The sequence below is a fragment of the Dyella agri genome (assembly GCF_044904705.1).
GTDB lineage: Bacteria > Pseudomonadota > Gammaproteobacteria > Xanthomonadales > Rhodanobacteraceae > Rhodanobacter_A > Rhodanobacter_A agri.
This window is the reverse complement of sequence record NZ_JADIKL010000010.1, coordinates 77,510-94,859: the sequence shown is the minus strand read 5'-3', so window position 1 is coordinate 94,859 and position 17,350 is coordinate 77,510. Positions and strand designations below refer to the sequence as shown.

Sequence of the window (17,350 nt, the reverse complement as noted above, 5' to 3'; positions counted from 1 at the left end):
GGGCGTACCGTCCTCGGCTTGCTTGAGCACGGCGATGATCTGGCTATCGCTGAATCGGGACTTCTTCATGGAACCTCCTCGGGAAAGATTACGAGAAAATTCCACTTTCAGCGTCTGCTAATTTACGGGGGGATTACCCCAGCCCATCGCGCTGGCGGTGGCGTTCGATGGGGACGGCGTGCCGCGGGTGCAGGCGGCGCGCGAGGATGACGTCTGAAGCGGGTTCAGTCGTCGAGGCGGGCCAGGGCGATGCCTTGCGCCGCCAGCGCGGCGCGGGTGGGGTCGTCGCCGGCCGGTGTCACCGGGCGGCTCAGCTCCCACAGCAGGCCGGCTTTGAAGCCCGCGACCACGGCATCCTGCGCGGTCCACAGCACGCAGACGTTGCGTGCCAGGCCGCATACCAGCACGTCCTCCACCCCGCGTTCACGCAGCCAGCCGGCGAGGCCGGTGGCAGGACGGGTACCGCGCGGGCCGTGGTTCTCGCGGAAGCCGCTGTAGGAGTCCACCTGCGGATCGCTGCCCTTGCGCAGGATCAGGTCGGCCGCCGACCAGTCGATGCCGGGATGCAGCGCCGCGCCCGGCGTGCCCTGCACGCAGTGGTCCGGCCACAGTGTCTGCGGCTGGCCGTGCAGCGTGATCTGCTGGAACGGCTGCGTACCGGGATGCGCGCTGGCGAAGGAGGCGTGGCCTGGCGGATGCCAGTCCTGGGTGGCGACCACGTGGCGGAAACGGCGCATGCGCAGCAGGCGGTCGATACCGGGCACGATGGCGTCGCCCTCGTGGCAGGCCAGCGCGCCGCCGGGCATGAAATCCGGTTGCACGTCGACCACGATCAGGGCCGTGCGTTCACTGATGGCGGAAGACATGGCGGGCCTGCGCGCGATGGGAGGGCAGAAGTCTAGCGTGGGGGCATAATGCAGGTGGGTACGCGTGGAACAGGGTGCGATGAACTACGACCAATCGTGGATGGGCTATGGCTGGATCGGCGGCTTGGAGGCCGGTGCGATCAGTCTTGCGGTCGGCTTCGTGCTGTACCTGCTGTTCCACCGGCTGGGCCGCCGCAACGGCTGGAGCGACGCACGGCAGATGGGTTGGGCGTACTTCCTCGCGCTGGTGCTGACCGGGCGTGTCGACGTCGGGAACCTGTTCTATTTCAACTACGCGCAGCTGCAGTCGTTGCAGCTGCTGCAGGCCAAGCTGGCCGAGGTGCACGATCCCGACGGCATCGGCACCCGCGTGATGTGCGAGCTGCTTGGCGCGGCGGTCGGCGTGTTCCTGGCCTGGCTGCTGTGCGGCGTGCATTGGCGCAGGGATTGAACCGGCGGCGCGCCGTGCGGCCGTTCACTTGCGGTCGTGCCGGTGCCGGTGGTGAATGTCGGGAAAGTGCGGGTGGCTGTGGGTCAACGGTTCGTGTGTGTGCTCGTGCGTGTGCGGCTCGCTGCCGTCCCAGTCGAAATCGTGCGTGTGCTGGTGGTGCGCGTCATGCACGTGCCGGTGCGTGTGAGTGATCGCCTCGTGCGTATGCAGGTGGTCGTGGCGCTCGGTGAGGTGCAGCCACACGCCCGCGCCCATCAGGAGCGCCGCCAGCCAGAACACCGGGCCGGCATGTTCGCCTAGCGCGAGTATCGCGATCGCCGCGCCCATGAACGGCGCCGTCGAGAAATACGCGCCGGTGCGCGCCGAGCCCAGACCGCGCAGGGCGACGACGAACAGCACCAGGCTGAGTCCGTAGCCGAGCAGACCCACCGTCATCGCACCTGCCACGATGCCGGCGGCCGGCAGGCGCATGCCCAGCAGCAGCGCGATGCCGGTGTTGACGATGCCGGCCACGATGCCCTTGAGCCCCGCGACGAACAGCGCATCCGAGGCCGACACCTTGCGGGTGAAGTTGTTGTCCAGCGCCCAGCACAGGCAGGCGAGCGCGATCAGGGCGGCACCCCAGCCCAACCCGCCGGTGGCGCCGCCCGGCCAGGCCAGCAGCGCCGCGCCGGCCACGATCAGCGCCATGCCCAGCACCACGCGGTGGTCCGCGTTCTCGCGGAACACCAGCCATGCCAGCAACGCGGTCAGCACGGCTTCGAGGTTCAGCAGCAGAGAGGCCGAGGCGGCCGTCGCATGCGCCAGGCCCAGCATCAGCAGCACCGGCGCGAGCACGCCGCCGCAGGCGATGGCGAGCAGGTACCAGCCCCATTCGGCGCGCGTCATGGCGGGCACGCGCCAGCCGCGGTCGCGTGCCAGGCGCAGCAGGCCCAGGCCCAGTCCGCTGCCCAGATACAGCAGGCCCGCCAGCATGACCGGCGCGCTGCCGCCCAGCAGTTGCTTGGCGACCGGCGTGCTGGCGCCGAACAGCAGCGCCGCCAGCAACGCGCAGGCAATCGGGCGTGACCAGGTGGCGGGCAGGGCAGGCATGGGACGGTTGGCGGGATGGTATGCGGTGGCGCCGATGGGTGGCGCTTACAGCAAGGGGTCGAACAGGCGCGCCACGTGCATCGCCACGCGGCGCAGGTAGGGTGCGTCGAGGTATTCGCGTTCGTCCACTTCGCGGGCGCGGCCGAAGTCGTTTTGCAACATGGCGTCCACCTCGGCGGCGAAGCCGCGGTCCAGCACCAGCGCGCTGGCCTCGAAGTTGAGCCGGAACGACCGGCTGTCGAGGTTGATGCTGCCCACCGCGGCGCAGTCGTCGTCGACCAGCACCACCTTCTGGTGCACGAAGCCGGGCTGGTAGCGGAATAGGCGCACGCCGGCGCGCAGGGCGTGGTAGGCGTGCAGCGTGGAGGCGAGGAACACGGTGTGATGGTCCGGCCGCGACGGGATCAATACGCGCACGTCCACGCCACGCAGCACGGCCAGGCGCAGCGCAGCGCGTACCGCGCTGTCGGGCACGAAATACGGCGTGGTGAGCCAGATGCGCCGGCGCGCCGCGTTGATCGCGGTCACGAAGAACAGCGAGCCGGTTTCCTGCGCATCGGCCGGGCCGCTGGCGATGGCCAGCACGTGGGCCTCGCCGTCGGCGGCGGGCGCCGGATGCAGCGGCGGCGGCGCGCCGGTGATCCATTGCCAGTCGTTGGCGAACAGCTGTTGCAGGTCGGCCACCGCGGGGCCGCGGATTTCCAGGTGGGTATCGCGCCATGGCGCCAGCGGCGGTTTCAGGCCCAGGTATTCGTCGCCCACGTTGAGGCCGCCGATATAGGCGCGCTCGCCGTCCACCACCATGATTTTGCGGTGGTTGCGGAAGTTGAGCTGGAAGCGGTTGCGCCAGCGATGGGTGGCGAAGGGGTGAATCGCCACGCCGCCCGCGCGCAGCGTCTCCACGTAGTGGCGCGGCAAGTCGTGGCTGCCCACGCCGTCGTACAGCACGCATACGCGCACGCCGGCCGCCGCGCGTTCCAGCAAGGCCTGCTGCATGCGCCGGCCGAGGCCGTCGTCCTTGAAGATGAAGAACTGCACCAGCAAGGTGTGCCGCGCTTCGGCGATCGCGGCGAAGATGGCCTCGAAGGTGGCGTCGCCGTTGATCAGCAGGCGCAGCCGGTGACCGGCGCGGAACGGCCGGCCCTGCATCGCCACCAGTGCGGCGTAGCGCTCTTCGCCCGTGTTCGCCGATGCGGGATGCTGGCGCGGCGGCGCCCGATGGCGGATGTGGAGGTAGCCGCGAAAGCGGCTGGCGCCGAGGAACAGATAAGGCAGCAAGGTGAGCTCGGGCAGCATCAGCAGGCCCAGCACCCAGGCGATCGTGCCTTGTGGTGTGCGTGTGTGCATCAGCGCGTGCGCGGCGGCGAGGACGCCGAGCACGTGCAGCAGCAGGATGACGGAGCCGATCAGGCTGAGGGTCATGAAGGCCCGTTGTGCGCGCTTATTCCGCCAGCAACTGGTCGGCCACGACGCGCGCCTGCTGGCGGATTTCCGGCATCGCGGTGGATTCCCACAGCGTACCGCGCAACAGGCTGCCGATGGCGAACAGCCGCGACCAGGTGCCGCCCCCGTGCAGCAACCGCCCTTGCGGGGTGGCCTGGCAACCCAGGCCCAGCGGATCGGGCAGCACGTGCCGGTTGACCACCAGCTGGCGCATCAGCGGATGCGGCGTGCGCGCCACGTCGAAGTCCATGCCGACCGACTGCACCACCAGCCCGGCCTGCAGCCGCTGCGGCGCGCCGCCGCCGTGCGGGCGCAGTTCGAGGCGCAGGCCGCCTGCATCGACGTCGACGCCTTGCAGGTGGCCTCGCAGGCGATGCAGACGGCCTTCGCGTTCCAGCGCGGCAAGGCCTTCGTGCACCGGCGGCGGCATGCGGTGGCGCGCGCGTTCCCAGGCCCAGCGTGCATGGCGATGGAAGCGTGCGCGCTGCTCGATGGACAGCGCAGCCCATAGCGCCGGGGTGTGCGGACGCAAGCTGTCGATCACGCTGCGCCAGTCGTCTTCCTGCGCGATCGCCTCGCGCAGCAGGTGCAGCCAGCGGCGTATTTCGGGTGCGTCCTGCATCGCCTCGATCAGTTCCGCGCTGTCGCCGTTGGGCAGCGCCGCGGCGTGCAGATGCGGTTCGGGCAGCAGGCCGTGGCGCGAGATCGCGGTGAAGCGGGCGTCGGGCCAGCGTGCGGCCAGCTCCAGCAGTACGTCGGCGGCGGTGAGGCCCAGGCCGATCACGGCCACATGCTCGGGTGTCGTGGTGGGCGGCGTGGCCAGCAGCGGCCAGGGATCGACCACGTAGCGGCCGCTGGCCAGCGCGGCCGCGCTGATTCCGGCCATCGGCTGCGGCGGCAAGGCGCCAATCGCCAGTACCGCGGCGTCTACCCGGCGGGTTTCCTCGCCGCGGAACACGGTGACGCCGCCGGCTTCGGGCACCACGGCATCCGCGGCGAACGGCACGACCTGCACGTCGTGGCCCTGGGCTTTGCCCAGCGCCAGCGCGCGCGAGACCTCGGCCTCGAGGTAGTCGCCATAGCGGCGGCGCGGTAGGAAATCGGTACCGGCGACGGTGGGGTCCTGGCGTTGCACGAAATCGAGGAAACCCTGCGGCTTGCCGGCGAACATGCCCATCGAGGCCGCGCGCACGTTAAGCAGGTGGCGGTCGGAGCGGGTGGCGTAGGCGACGCCCCGCGCGGGCGCGGTGCCACCGGTGTACCAGTCCAGGTGCAAGGCCTGCGGCGGCTGGCGTTCCAGCAATTCGCCGAGCAGCGCGGCGGCCGCGGCGCCGCCGCCGATGATGGCGACACGTCGATGCATGCGTTGCTCCGAAACGGAATCAGGGCGTCAGCTGGCCGGCGAATGCGAGGCGCCGCGTCTGCGCGACCCAGGCGGACTCATCCTCGCATGGTTCGCTGGCGCGGTGCTGCGGCAGTTCGCCGCCATAGACGTGCAGCGTGTAAGCGATGTCGTGCCGCGACAGGTTGCGGCAACGGTGCGCCAGGTTCGCGTCGCGCTCGAACCAGCTGGCGTCGCCCGGCCCCAGCCAGTTGCGGCCCAGCGCATCCAGTTCGCCGTTGTGCGGATCGCGGCGGTAGGACTGCCATTCCAGCGCGCCTTGCAGGGGCAGCTCCAGCCCCCAGCGGTCGGTGTGGTCGAGCAGCGGCATGCGCTGACCGGGCGGCCACGCCCGCACCAGCACGTGCAGCGCTGGCTGCCGGCGCTCGGCCAGCAGCCAGCGCTCGCCATGGCGCCGGCGGCGGTGCATCGAGGCCAGCCGGGCGGGCAGCGCGGATGCGTCCTGATGCACCACGCGGCCGAGTTCGCGCGCCATCGAAGCCAGGTCGGGATGCTCGACGCGACCGTATTCGAGTGCGATGTCGCGCAGGGTCTTCAAGCTGTGCGCGTACTTGCCCATGCGTAGCTCGGCGTTTGGAACGGCGGCCAAGTGGAGCATGCACACCGTTAAACGTCCGTAAGGTTTTGGCATGACTTCCGCACCATGCGTGCCATGCCTGTACTTGCGAAGCTGTGGACTCGCCATGCTGCGCACGTTTGCCGTGGAAGGGCCCGGTCGACACCTGTGTCGCCGGGCCTTCCGCACCGCACCAGGCCTTTCGTTACAGGTTCTGCAGCACGAAATTCACCGGTACCCGTGCCCACGCGCGCACTGCGTGACCATTCACCATCGCGGGCTGGAAGCGCCAATGTGCGAGTACCTGCTCGCGCGCGCTGCGGTCGAGCACCACGTGGCCGCTGCCTTGCTCGATGTCCACCTGCACCGGCTTGCCGGTCTCGTCCACCAGCACGCGCAGCAGCACGGTGCCCTGCAAGTGTTGGCGCATTGCCTGCATGGGAAACTGCAGCGGCGCCGAGCGATAGGCGAGGGTGGCTTCGACCGGTGCTGAGGTATCGGCGTCGCTAGGTGCCGCAGTGGGCGGCGCCTGCGGCGGCATGGGCTGGGTGCCTTCGATGCTGGGCGTCGCCGGCGGCAGTACGACGTCGGGTCGGGGATGCACGTGCACTGGTGCGGGTGGCGGATGCGGCAGCGGTTTCAGGTTGATGGGCGGTGGCTGCGGCACGGGCGGCGGCGGTTCGATGAACACCACGTGCGTGGACGTGTCCAGCTTCTCCACCAGCGCCAATGCCTGTGGCGCCAGGGGACGGGTGAGTATGAGCAGGGCCGCGAGGTTGAGCGCGATGGCCGCACTGAGCGCGGCGACGCGCGCGGCATCGGGGTGGGGACGAGCAGCAACAGCCAGGCTAGCGGACGACATGAGCGACCTCCTGCTGACGGTTTTCAGGTTGTGGCGCCGGCGACGCTGCACGCGGTGCAGTGGGGACCGCCGCGGACGCGACTGCAGCGTATGCCTGCCTCTTCGCCTGCGCAAGTGGGGTGGTTGGACGTCTATTTGCGCGGCCCGGGGCCGGTGGCGCGGTGGTCGGGGAGGCGACTGCCGGGAAGGCGATCATAAAAAAAGCCCCGCGGGGAGGCGGGGCGGAACGCGGATGACAGGGGGATGGGAGGCATCCGCCCGTGCAGTCTCGGCGTATCGGCATGGAGGCGGCGTGCAGGCTCGGTGAAGGGCGGATTCACGCCGCGCCGGTCCGCCATGGGCGGATCGCGCCTGCGTGCTGCGGTAGGCAAGCGCCGGCGCGACCGCTATGGTGCGTAGTCGGTGTTCCCCCGCTTGCCGGAGCCGTCATGACCGCCGTCACCGTTGCCTTGCCGCGCTACCGCCGCGGCGACGAGTTCGCCAGCTGCCTGTTGCACGGTGTCGGCATCGTGCTGAGCATCGGCGGCCTCGCCATCCTGGTGGCGTTCGCGGCCCAGCGGGGCGATGCGCGCGCGGTGACGGCGAGCGCGGTATATGGCGTTACCTTGATCCTGCTGTACACCGCGTCCACGCTGTATCACGCGGTGCCCGCGCCTGCGGCCAAGCCGCTGTTGCGCACGCTGGACCACATCGCGATCTATTTGCTGATCGCGGGCACCTATACGCCGTTCACCCTGATCGCGCTGCCGGGCAGCTGGGGTTGGAGCCTGTTTGGCGCGGTGTGGGCGCTGGCGTTGCTGGGCAGCGTGCTGGAGCTGGGTTGGTTCCGCCGCTACCGCAAGCTCGCCGTGCTGCTGTACGTGGGCATGGGCTGGATCGGCATGCTCGCCTTCAAACCGCTGGCCGCGCACTTGCAGGCAGGCGGCATGGCGCTGCTGATCGGCGGTGGCGTGGCTTACACGCTGGGCGTGCCGTTCTACCTGTGGCGCAAGCTGCCGTACCAGCACACGCTGTGGCACGCCTTCGTACTCGCCGGCAGCGTGCTGCACTACTTCGCGGTGCTGCTGTACGTATTGCCCGTGGCCCGATAAGGCAGGCAGCGTCAGCGCACAAAACCCGCTTCGCGCTGGGCACGCAACGCCAGCACGAACACGGTATCGATGCGTTCCACGTAGCGGTACAGCGCGATGTAGCCATGCGAGCCGCGACCGATCACAAGCTCACGCTTGTCATTGATGGCCGGACGCCCGATCAGCGGGTTGGAGGCGAGCACGCCAATCGCTTCGATGATCTCCATCAGCCGGTCGGCGGCATGAGCGACTTCGTGCGATGCGAGGTGGTCGAGGATGCGTTCGAAGTCTTCGCCGACTTCGGGTGCCAGTTCGATCCGGCTCACCGCGGCTTTGCCAGCTTGCGCGGCGCAGGGCGCCGCGCAGTCCTGCCGGCGATCCGGTCTTCCAGATAGCTGCGCATCTTTTCCCACGGAATGGTCTCGCCCGTTTCGACAATTCGGGCGTAGCGCTGCTCGGCCACGGTATCGAATTCGGTACGGCGTTCGGCCAATTCGGCTTTTTCGGCAATCGCCTCAAGGATGAAGCCATGTGCCGTCGTGCCGGCGCGCTTCGCTGCGGCGGCGACGCGGTTCTTGAGTGCGTCGGGCAGGCGGATGGTAGTGGTGCTCATGGCGGGTCCTGCAAGAGTGCGTGCCTTCACTGTAGCACAATGGTGCTACCTGACCTGAAGTCAGCCGAGCAGCATCGCCAGGCCAAACAGGCCGACCATCACCAGCGAGATCACCAGCTTCACCAGCGTGCCGAACAGCAGGCCTAGCCAGGTGCCGATGCCCACGTGGGCCGATCGCAGCACGCTGGTGCCGGACGACAGTTCGCCGATCAATGCCCCCACGAACGGGCCGAGCAGGATGCCGGGGATGCTGAAGAACATGCCGATGAGAGTACCCAGCGACGCTCCCCACAGTGCACGCTTGCTGGCGCCCACGCGCTTCGCGCCCAGCGTGCCGGCGACGAAATCCACGATCACGCCCAGCGCGCCGAGTACACCGATCAGCAGCAGCCACCACAGGCCGAGGTGGCGGTAGTTGTCCACCGCGGCGACCAGCCAGATACCACCGAAGATCATCGGGATGCCGGGCAGGTTGGGCAGGATCGCGCCGACCAGGCCGCCCACGATCAGCACGGCGCCCAAGGTGCAGAACACGATATCGAACCACATGGTACTGGCCTCAGCCGCGCAGGCGTTGGGTGAGGCCGCGCAGGAAATGCCGCAGCAACTGGTCGCCGCAGGGGCGGTAGTTGGGGTGCTCGGGCTTGCGGAATAGCGCGGTGAGTTCCGATTTGGACAACGGGAAACCGGCGGCGGCGAGGATCGCGTGCAGATCGTCGTCGCGCAGCTCGAAGGCGACGCGCAGCTTTTTCAGCACCAGGTTGTTGCTGACGCGTTTCGCCACCGGCGGCATCGGTCGGCTCTCGTCGCGCCCGCGCAGGTGCAACACCAGGCCGTCGAGGAAATGCGCCATCACCTTGTCGGGGCAGTCGCGGTAGCAGGCCTCGTCGTCCTTCTTCAGGAACGCGTCGATATCGGCAGGCGCCACCTCCAGCCCGGCCAGCGCCACGATGGACGGAAGCCTGCCGTCGGGCAGGTCCAGCATGTAGCGCACGCTGCGCAGTACGTCGTTGTTGATCATGCGGGCATTCTATCGGGTGGCTGTGGGCACCGTTTGCGTCAAGTGACGATCCTTGCTCCTCCACGCGCTGGCGGCGGAGGGGCTTTTGCTTCTACGTGTTCGCAAGATTCAAAGCGGTTTCGTCCACCTGTCGGCGGCCGAGTTACTTTTCTCTTGCGTGGCCAAGAGAAAAGTAACCAAAAGAGAAGGCCACCCCGGTTGGCGCTTGCCGGGCGTCCTGCCCGGCAAGTCCGTGAGGCGTGGCCGGGCTTTTCGAGCGGGCTCCTGCCCGCGCGAAAAGGCGAGTCCATCCATGGCCTCGCCCGCTGCGCGGCCTTCTCGTCCCCGCCTCACCGCCGCCCAGGGGCCCCGGAAAAGCAGCGCGCTCCTGCGCGCAGAAGCAACGGCCAGAGCAAAGCGGGGCGCCGCAAGGCTTTTTCCTCGACTCCCGGATACGGTGCGGCATGGCCGTACCGTGTATCGCGTAGGCGGGAGTGGCTCCCCAGTCCTCGAAACATCCCTGCTTGTAATCCCGGCGTATTGAACCCGGCCATTTCTCTTGGTTACTTCTCTTCACTCCGGGCATCCTGCCCTCCGCCCTTCGGGCCAGCTTCGCTGTTCGCCGTCGCTCCTGCGGCGGCGTGGCCAGCAAAGAGAAGTGACTCGGGCGCCGGCAGGCGTCCGAAACCACTCTGCCCCTGTGAAAGCACACAAGCAAAAAAACGGAAGGCCAGAGGCACTCATCAACGGTCGCGCAAAAAAAAACGGAGCGCCTACGGGCGCTCCGTTTTCATGCCGCTGTGACGCGACTCAGTTCGGCATCGCCAGATCGTCCAGCAGCGCCTTGAGGAAGCGTGCGGCCTCGCCACCGGTGGCGGCGCGGTGGTCGAAGGTCAGCGAGATCGGCATGCGGCGATGCACCTCGATGCCGCCCATCACCGCCACCACGTCGTGGCACAGCTTGCCGGCGCCAATGATGGCGACGGTCGGCGGCACCACCACCGGCGTGGCGTAGCGGCCGGCGAACATGCCGAAGTTGGACAGGCTGATGGTGTAGCCCGAGAGCTCCGACGCCGGGATGGAACGGTCTTCCACCGAGGTGCGCAGGCGCTTGATCGCGGCGCGGATGCCGGCGCCGTCGAGTACGTCGGCGTTGCGCAGAGCCGGCACGAACAAGCCGTCCTCGGTATCCACGGCAATGCCGATGTCCACGTGCGGATGCAGGGTGCGGGTGAGGTTCTTGCCGTCGAACCAGGCGTTGAGCGCCGGCACGGCCTTGCAGGCGGCGACGATGGAGCGGATCAGGCGGGCGGTGATGTCCTGCTTGCCGATCCAGGCGTGCAGGTCGGCGTCGTCCACCAGGGTGGTCGGCACCACGTTGGCGTGGGCTTCGGCCATGACGCGCGCCATGTTGCGGCGCACGCCCTTGAGCTGCTCGGGCTGGCCGCTGGCCTGCACCGACGGCGGCGCAGTGCGCACCGCCTTGCCGGCCTGCGACACCGGCGTGCGCGAAGGCGCCGCACCGGGTTCGGGCAGTTCGGGGGCGAGGTGGCGGCCGGCGGAGGCCGGCACGGCGCGGGCCGGGGCGGCGCCCAGCGCGGCGCTGCCATTGGCGGCAGCGTCCTTCACGTCCTGCATGGTGACCACGCCGTCGGTGCCGGTGCCGCGCACGCGCGTGATGTCCACCTTGAGCTTCTTGGCGAGCGCGCGCACGGCGGGCACGGCCTTGACGCCGCCCACGCTGGAGGCCTGCTCCACGTGCACGTGGCTGCCGCTGACCATCGCGCCTACCACGGTGCCTTCGTCTTCGCGGTCGGCGGTGGCGGCCTTGGCCGCAGGTGCGGGGGCCGGTGCCGGAGCGGGCGCCTCGGCCTTCTTCGGGCCGTGGTGGTGGCCGGTGGCCTCGGCCTCGGCACGCTGTTTGGCGTTGGGATCGGGCTCGAAGTCGGCCAGCGCGGCGCCGGTCTCGATGATGTCGCCGGGGGCGCCGTGGAGCTTCTTCACGGTGCCGGTGTAGGGCGAGGGCACATCGACCACCGCCTTGGCGGTTTCCATCGAGCACAGCGGTGCGTCGAGCTTGATGTAGTCGCCTTCCTTCACGTGCCACTCGACGATGGTGGCGTCGGGCAGGCCTTCGCCGAGGTCGGGCAGGTGGAATGTCTTGATGTCGGCCATGGGTCGGTTTCCGTGCAAGGGTTAGCTGGCGGCAAGCGTGCGCTTGGCGGCGTCGACGATGCGTTCCACGCTGGGCAGGTACTTCATTTCCAGGCGGAACAGCGGAATGTGCGTGTCGGGGCCGGTGACGCGCTCGACCGGGGCGAGCAGGTCGTACAGGCACTCCTCGGCCACGCGTGCGGCGATCTCGGCGCCGAAGCCGGCGGTCTTCGGGGCTTCGTGCACGATCACGCAGCGGCCGGTCTTCTGCACCGACTCGGCGATGGTGTCGAAGTCCAGCGGGGTGAGCGTGGCGACGTCGATGACTTCGGCGCTGATGCCTTGCTTGGCGAGCTCGTCGGCGGCTTCCAGCGATTCCTTCACCTGTGCGCCCCAGGTCACCAGGGTCACGTCGGTGCCGTCGCGCAGCACGAAGCACACGTCCAGCGGCAGCGCTTCGCCGTCGTCCGGCACTTCTTCCTTGTACTGGCGGTAGATGCGCTTGGGTTCGAGGAAGATCACCGGATCGGGATCGCGGATCGCGGCCAGCAGCAGGCCGTAGGCGCGCGCGGGCGAGGAGGGCAGCACCACGCGCAGGCCCGGGATGTTGGTGAACAGGTGCTCGTTCGCTTCGGAGTGGTGCTCCGGCGCGCGGATACCGCCGCCCCAGGGCGCACGCCACACGGCCGGCACGGTGAGGCGGCCGCGGGTGCGGTTGCGCATGCGCGCGGCGTGGCAGGCGATCTGCTCCATCATCGGGTAGATAAAGCCTTCGAACTGCGCCTCGGCCACCGGCTTCATGCCTTGCACGGCCAGGCCCACGGTGACGCCGGCGATGGTGGTTTCGTCCAGCGGCGTGTCGAGCACGCGCAGTTCGCCGAACTTTTCCTGCAGACCCTGGGTAGCGCGGAACACGCCGCCGTTGACGCCGACGTCCTCGCCCAGCACCACGACGCTGTCGTCATGCTTCATCTCGTAGGCGAGCGCCTGGGTGACGGCTTCGATGAGTGTGATCTGTGCCATGACTCAGTGACCCTTGGTTTCGAGCGAAAGGACGTAATCACGCTGCTTGGCGAGATCGGCGGGGACTTCGGCGAAGGTGTAGTCGAACATCGCCGTCACCGGCTGCGTCTTGGTCTCGAGGTAGGCGTTCACCTCGTTGTCCATCCACTCGTCGCACTCGGCCTTCCAGGCTTCTTCCTTGGCGTCGTCCCACACACCCTTGTCCACCAGCCAGTTGCGCAGGCGCTTCATCGGCTCCTTCGCCCAGGCGTCCTTCACTTCCTGCTCGCCGCGGTAGCGGCGGGCGTCGTCGGCGGTGGTGTGGTCGCCGAGGCGGTAGGTGACCAGCTCCAGCACGCTGCCGCCCTCGCCGTTGCGGGCACGCTCCAGCGCGTCTTCCATCGCCTTGCGTACGGCGATGATGTCGTTGCCGTCGACCTGGATGCAGTACAGGCCCGCGGCGATGCCCTTCTGCGCCAGCGTGGGCGCGCCGGACTGGATCTTGCGCGGCACCGAGATGGCCCACTGGTTGTTCACGATCACCGCCACCAGCGGCAGGTTCTGCGCGCCGGCGATGTTGATGGCGCCGTAGAAGTCGCCCTTGGACGAACCGCCGTCGCCGATCGTGCACACGGCCACGCGCTTCTCGCCGCGGATCTTGAACGCCAGCGCGGAACCGGCTGCGTGCAGGCACTGCGTGGCGATCGGCACCGACCACGCGAAGTCGTGGCGCGCCGGCTCTTTCTGGTAGTCGTTGCCGCGCTCGTCGCCGCCCCAGTACATGTACACCTCGCGCGGCTGCACGCCGCGGTACAGCTGCGCGCCGTATTCGCGGTAGCTGGGGGCGAACACGTCCTCGGGCTTCATCGCGCTGCCGATGCCGACGTGGGCGGCCTCGTGGCCGAGGCAGCTGGCGTAGGTGCCGAGCTTGCCGGTACGCTGCAGCGCCACCGACTTGGCGTCGAACACGCGGGTCGACAACATCAGCTTGTACAGCTCGACCATGTGGTCGAGGTCCTTGGCGAAGGCGGGCAGATCCTTGCGAACCTGTTTGCCCTCGGCATCGAGGTATTGCAGGTATTCGATTTCGAACTTGGCGGCGATGGACACGACTCGCTCCCGTTTGGACGAATGGGGAAGTGGGGGCGGCGGCCCATCCAGTGGGGCCTGACGCGCTGGAGATCCCTGGCCGGGCGACCGCCGAGGCGATCAAAACGGCTGGGGAAAGCCGTACATAGATAGCAGGCGGGCATGTTGCGTCGCAAGGTACGCCGCAGCATGCGGGCGGGTACGGCGCGCCGCAAAAAATGACGCTATGGCGCCTCCTGTAGGCCGAACGTCATCAGCGGTTAACATGCTCGCTTTCGGCAGCCGCGATCGACCATGACGGACAACCAGCGCGAGCTCGAGGCGGGCATCGAGCGCGACCTTTCCGGACGCATGACCTACGCGGGCTACCTGCGCCTGGATACCTTGCTGTCCGCGCAGCGGCCCGTGTCCGACCCGCCGTACCACGACGAGATGCTGTTCATCGTGCAGCACCACGTGTCCGAGCTGTGGCTGAAGCTGATGATCCATGAGCTGCACGCTGCGATGGAGCTCATCCGTGGCGAGCGCATGGGCCCCGCGCTCAAGGTGCTGGCGCGGGTGAAGCAGATCCAGCGCCAGCTGTTCGAGCAGTGGGCGGTGCTGGAGACGATGACGCCACACGAATACCTGGCCTTCCGCGATGCGCTGGGGCCTTCGTCCGGCTTCCAGTCGGCGCAGTACCGCACGGTGGAGTTCCTGCTCGGCAACAAGAACGCCGACATGTTGGCGGTGTTTGCGCACGACGCGGCGATACAGGCAGGCCTGCGCGCCACGCTGGAGGCGCCGGGCCTGTACGACGAGGCGTTGCGCTGGCTGGCGCGGCATGGCCACGCGGTGCCGCAGGCATTGCTCGAGCGCGACGTGACGCAGCCGTGGCAGTTCTCCGAGGCCTTGCTGCCGGTGTTCCGGCGCATCTACGAGGCGCCGGAGAACTTCTGGACCGAGTTCCACCTGTGCGAGACGCTGGTGGACATCGAGGAGAGCTTCCAGCTCTGGCGTTTCCGCCACATGAAGGCGGTGGAGCGCATCATCGGCCACCGCCGCGGCACCGGCGGCTCCTCCGGCGTGGGCTTCCTCAAGAAAGCGCTGGACCTGACCTTCTTCCCCGAACTGCTCGACGTGCGCACGGTGCTGGGCACGTGAGGGCTCGACCTTTGCGATCATCCCTGATCGCGAGGATCAAACGGGCGGCCTCCACGGCCGCACAGCTTAAGCTTTTGCGATCATCCCTGATCACGAAGATCAAACGGGCGGCCTCCACGGCCGCACAGCTTAAGCTTTTGCGATCATCCCTGATCACGAAGATCAAACGGGCGGCCTCCACGGCCGCACAGCTTAAGCTTTTGCGATCATTCCTGATCGCGAAGATCAAACGGGCGGCCATCCATGGCCGCACTTTTCATTTCATCCACTCACGCGCCACTGACCACTGGGGAACGTCATGAGCCAGACCATCGAGGCCGGCACCGGCGCCGCGCCGGACTATCCACAGCTGCTCGGCCATCCGCGTCCGCTGTGGATGCTGTTCATGACCGAGTTCTGGGAGCGCTTCGCGTTCTACAGCGTGAGCTGGGCAGTGGCGCTGTACGTGGTGGCGCAGTTCTACCACGGCGATCCGTCGGGGCAGGGCTGGGCCGGGGCGATCTTCGGCACCTACACGGCGCTGATCTTCGGTACCGGCATCTTCGGCGGCTACGTGGCCGACAAGCTGATCGGCTACCAGCGCGCGATCCTGATCGGCGCGCTGGTGATGGCGGCGGGCTTGTTCACCCTGATCGTAGCCAGCAAGACGGTCTTCCTGCTGGGCTTGTCGATGGTCATCGTGGGCGACGGTTTGTTCAAGCCAAACATCTCTTCCATGGTGGGCCAGCTCTACGGCCGCGACGATCCGCGCCGAGATCGCGGCTTCACGCTGTTCTACATGGGCATCAACGCGGGTGCCTTCGTGGCGCCGCTGCTGACCGGCTGGCTGGCGGCGACCTTCACCGATACGCCGCTGCAGCAGAACTACAAACTGGTGTTCATCGCCGCCGGCGTGGGCATGGTGCTGAGCTTCCTCTGGTTCTGGTTCGGCCGCCGCCAGCTGCGCGGCGTGGGCCGGCCGTTGCCCGGCATGGAAGGGCGTGGGCGCTCGCTGCTGGTGCTGGTGGGGGCGCTGGTGGCGGTACCGCTGGTGTACCTGCTGCTGTCGCGCGTCGGCACCATCGGCCTGCAGTGGCTGATCGGCCTGCTGGCGGTGGGGGTGTCGGCGCTGCTGATCAACGAAGCGATGCGCCACGACCGCGTCCAGCTGGACCGCGTGTGGGCGATGCTGATCATCTTTGGCTTCAACGTGCTGTTCTGGATGTTCTATTACCAGCTCGGCAGCTCGTTCAACTTCCTCGCCGAAAACCTGGTCGACCGCAAGATGTTTGACTGGGTGTTCCCGGTGAGCTGGTTCCAGTCGGTCAGTCCGCTCACCATCATCGTGCTGGCGCCGGTGGTCAGCCTGGCCTGGGGCTTGCTGGGCAAGCGGCGGATGGAGCCTTCGATTCCGCGCAAGTTCGGTTTCGGCCTGATCTTCAACGGCCTGGGCTTCCTGGTGCTGATGTACGCGCTGCGCCACCTGATCGATCCGCAGGGCCTGATCCCGTTCTGGCCGCTGGCGGCCTGCTACGCGCTGCAGACCCTGGGCGAGCTGTGCCTGTCGCCGATCGGCTTGTCGATGGTGACCAAGCTGGCGCCGCCGCGCCTGGTCGGCCTGGCGATGGGCGGCTGGTTCCTCTCCACGGCTGCCGGCGGCAACCTGTCGGGCCTGCTGGCCAGCTACATCGCGGGCGAGCACGGCATGACCGCCGCCTCGGCGCTGTCCGGCTTCACCTTTGGTTTCTGGCTGCTGGCCATCTCCGGCGCCGTGCTGTTGCTGATCGCGCCGCTGATCAACCGCCTGATGCACGGCGTGAAATAAACCGGCCGTGGCTGGTCCGTCGTCGGGCGCGTGCGCCCGACGGAGCCCCGATCAGGCTGTGCCTGGTCGGGGCGAGTCCCGGCGGGCGAGAGCCCCGTTCGGGACATCGATAACGGCTCTCAGAGCCTGGAACAGGCTCTCAGCTCTCGTGCCCGTCCTGCGGCATCAGCTTGTCCAGTATCCGCCGCAGCCACGCCTGCTCATCCGGCCCCAACCGCGCCAGCAACTCCCTTTCCCGCTGCCGCGCCATCGGCGCCACTTCGTCGTGGATCTTCCAACCGGCCGCGGTAAGGCCCAGCACCGAGCGGCGCTTGTCGCTGGCATGGGTGTGGCGGCGCACGCGGCCGGCGGCGACCAGGCGCGCCAATGCACGGCTTACCGCCACCTTGTCCATCGCGGTGCGTTCGGCCACCTCGCGCGCGGAGAGGCCGTCGAAACGGGCCAGCACCGCCATTACGCGCCATTCGGTGACGCCCAGGTCGTGGCGCGCCTGATAGTCGTCGGCGATCGCCTGGCTGACCGTGTTCGACACGATCGATAACTGGTAGGGCAGGAAGCGCTCCAGTTCCAGCGGGGCGTGGTCGGGGGGATGGCGTCCAGCGGGCATGCTGCGGTGTTCCTTGCAAATGGTTTCAGATGAAACCATGATTAGTGCGGCTTGGTTTGTGCGGTCATCCGTGACCGCGAGAATCAAACGGGCGGCCATCCATGGCCGCACTTTTCACCAAGAGCAGGCATCAATTTAGCGCGCGGTATGCGAAAGCAAGCATGGCAGCGCGGTTTGCCACCATCGTAGCCCGTCG

18 protein-coding genes are annotated in these 17,350 nt (G+C 68.1%); 4 read left to right on the top strand and 14 right to left on the bottom strand.

The window, feature by feature from the left end:
- Positions 1-224: 224 nt before the first annotated feature.
- A complete protein-coding gene (pncA, locus tag ISP14_RS16025) occupies positions 225-866 on the bottom strand; it encodes a bifunctional nicotinamidase/pyrazinamidase (RefSeq protein WP_404541724.1) in 642 nt (213 codons plus the stop codon).
- 79 nt (positions 867-945) lie between these two features.
- Here pncA and ISP14_RS16020 point away from each other — a divergent pair, with 79 nt between their 5' ends.
- A complete protein-coding gene (locus ISP14_RS16020; protein ID WP_404541721.1) occupies positions 946-1,317 on the top strand; it encodes a hypothetical protein in 372 nt (123 codons plus the stop codon).
- Between the two features lie 24 nt (positions 1,318-1,341).
- Here the strand turns inward: ISP14_RS16020 and ISP14_RS16015 are convergent, their stop codons facing one another.
- The 5 genes from ISP14_RS16015 to ISP14_RS15995 all read right to left on the bottom strand — a co-directional run bounded on the left by ISP14_RS16015 (position 1,342) and on the right by ISP14_RS15995 (position 6,672).
- Entirely contained in the window at positions 1,342-2,409 is a 1,068-nt protein-coding gene (locus ISP14_RS16015; RefSeq protein WP_404541719.1) for a DMT family transporter, read from the bottom strand.
- Positions 2,410-2,454: 45 nt separating this feature from the next.
- Positions 2,455-3,831 carry a cardiolipin synthase gene (cls, locus tag ISP14_RS16010; protein WP_404541716.1) on the bottom strand — a complete coding sequence of 459 codons (1,377 nt, stop codon included), beginning with the start codon at positions 3,829-3,831 and terminating at the stop codon, positions 2,455-2,457.
- 19 nt (positions 3,832-3,850) lie between these two features.
- Positions 3,851-5,215 carry an FAD/NAD(P)-binding protein gene (locus ISP14_RS16005; protein ID WP_404541714.1) on the bottom strand — a complete coding sequence of 455 codons (1,365 nt, stop codon included), beginning with the start codon at positions 5,213-5,215 and terminating at the stop codon, positions 3,851-3,853.
- Positions 5,216-5,234: 19 nt separating this feature from the next.
- The gene (locus ISP14_RS16000; RefSeq protein ID WP_404541712.1) at positions 5,235-5,843 is read right to left on the bottom strand and encodes a cysteine dioxygenase; all 609 of its coding nucleotides are present in this window, start codon (positions 5,841-5,843) and stop codon (positions 5,235-5,237) included.
- 172 nt (positions 5,844-6,015) lie between these two features.
- Entirely contained in the window at positions 6,016-6,672 is a 657-nt protein-coding gene (locus tag ISP14_RS15995; protein ID WP_404541709.1) for an energy transducer TonB, read from the bottom strand.
- A 428-nt stretch (positions 6,673-7,100) separates the two neighbouring features.
- Here ISP14_RS15995 and trhA point away from each other — a divergent pair, with 428 nt between their 5' ends.
- Positions 7,101-7,763, top strand: a complete 663-nt coding sequence (gene trhA / locus ISP14_RS15990; RefSeq protein WP_404541707.1) for a PAQR family membrane homeostasis protein TrhA — start codon at positions 7,101-7,103, stop codon at positions 7,761-7,763.
- A gap of 11 nt (positions 7,764-7,774) precedes the next feature.
- Here the strand turns inward: trhA and ISP14_RS15985 are convergent, their stop codons facing one another.
- From ISP14_RS15985 to pdhA, 7 genes are all read right to left on the bottom strand, one after another.
- Complete coding sequence (locus ISP14_RS15985; RefSeq protein WP_404541704.1) at positions 7,775-8,068, bottom strand: type II toxin-antitoxin system RelE/ParE family toxin; 294 nt, start codon at positions 8,066-8,068, stop codon at positions 7,775-7,777.
- Positions 8,065-8,355, bottom strand: a complete 291-nt coding sequence (locus ISP14_RS15980) for a CopG family transcriptional regulator (RefSeq protein WP_404541703.1) — start codon at positions 8,353-8,355, stop codon at positions 8,065-8,067. Before ISP14_RS15980 ends, ISP14_RS15985 begins: the two co-directional genes overlap by 4 nt.
- Positions 8,356-8,415: 60 nt before the next feature.
- The gene (locus ISP14_RS15975) at positions 8,416-8,904 is read right to left on the bottom strand and encodes a DUF456 domain-containing protein (protein ID WP_404541701.1); all 489 of its coding nucleotides are present in this window, start codon (positions 8,902-8,904) and stop codon (positions 8,416-8,418) included.
- Between the two features lie 10 nt (positions 8,905-8,914).
- Positions 8,915-9,376, bottom strand: a complete 462-nt coding sequence (locus tag ISP14_RS15970; RefSeq protein ID WP_404541699.1) for a YehS family protein — start codon at positions 9,374-9,376, stop codon at positions 8,915-8,917.
- Positions 9,377-10,165: 789 nt separating this feature from the next.
- Positions 10,166-11,530 (bottom strand): dihydrolipoamide acetyltransferase family protein, encoded by a 1,365-nt coding sequence (locus tag ISP14_RS15965; RefSeq protein ID WP_404541697.1) that lies wholly within the window; start codon positions 11,528-11,530, stop codon positions 10,166-10,168.
- A gap of 21 nt (positions 11,531-11,551) precedes the next feature.
- A complete protein-coding gene (locus ISP14_RS15960; RefSeq protein ID WP_404541694.1) occupies positions 11,552-12,532 on the bottom strand; it encodes an alpha-ketoacid dehydrogenase subunit beta in 981 nt (326 codons plus the stop codon).
- A 3-nt stretch (positions 12,533-12,535) separates the two neighbouring features.
- Positions 12,536-13,621, bottom strand: a complete 1,086-nt coding sequence (gene pdhA / locus ISP14_RS15955) for a pyruvate dehydrogenase (acetyl-transferring) E1 component subunit alpha (protein ID WP_404541692.1) — start codon at positions 13,619-13,621, stop codon at positions 12,536-12,538.
- A 273-nt stretch (positions 13,622-13,894) separates the two neighbouring features.
- On the opposite strand from pdhA, the gene ISP14_RS15950 reads away from it, so the two are divergent.
- Together ISP14_RS15950 and ISP14_RS15945 are read left to right on the top strand one after the other, a co-directional pair.
- On the top strand, positions 13,895-14,743 hold the full coding sequence (locus ISP14_RS15950) for a tryptophan 2,3-dioxygenase (RefSeq protein ID WP_404541690.1): 849 nt from the start codon (positions 13,895-13,897) through the stop codon (positions 14,741-14,743).
- A 298-nt stretch (positions 14,744-15,041) separates the two neighbouring features.
- Complete coding sequence (locus tag ISP14_RS15945; protein ID WP_404541688.1) at positions 15,042-16,547, top strand: peptide MFS transporter; 1,506 nt, start codon at positions 15,042-15,044, stop codon at positions 16,545-16,547.
- 139 nt (positions 16,548-16,686) lie between these two features.
- On the opposite strand, the gene ISP14_RS15940 is transcribed toward ISP14_RS15945, so the two are convergent.
- Positions 16,687-17,154 (bottom strand): MarR family winged helix-turn-helix transcriptional regulator, encoded by a 468-nt coding sequence (locus ISP14_RS15940; protein WP_404541685.1) that lies wholly within the window; start codon positions 17,152-17,154, stop codon positions 16,687-16,689.
- Positions 17,155-17,350 lie beyond the last annotated feature (196 nt).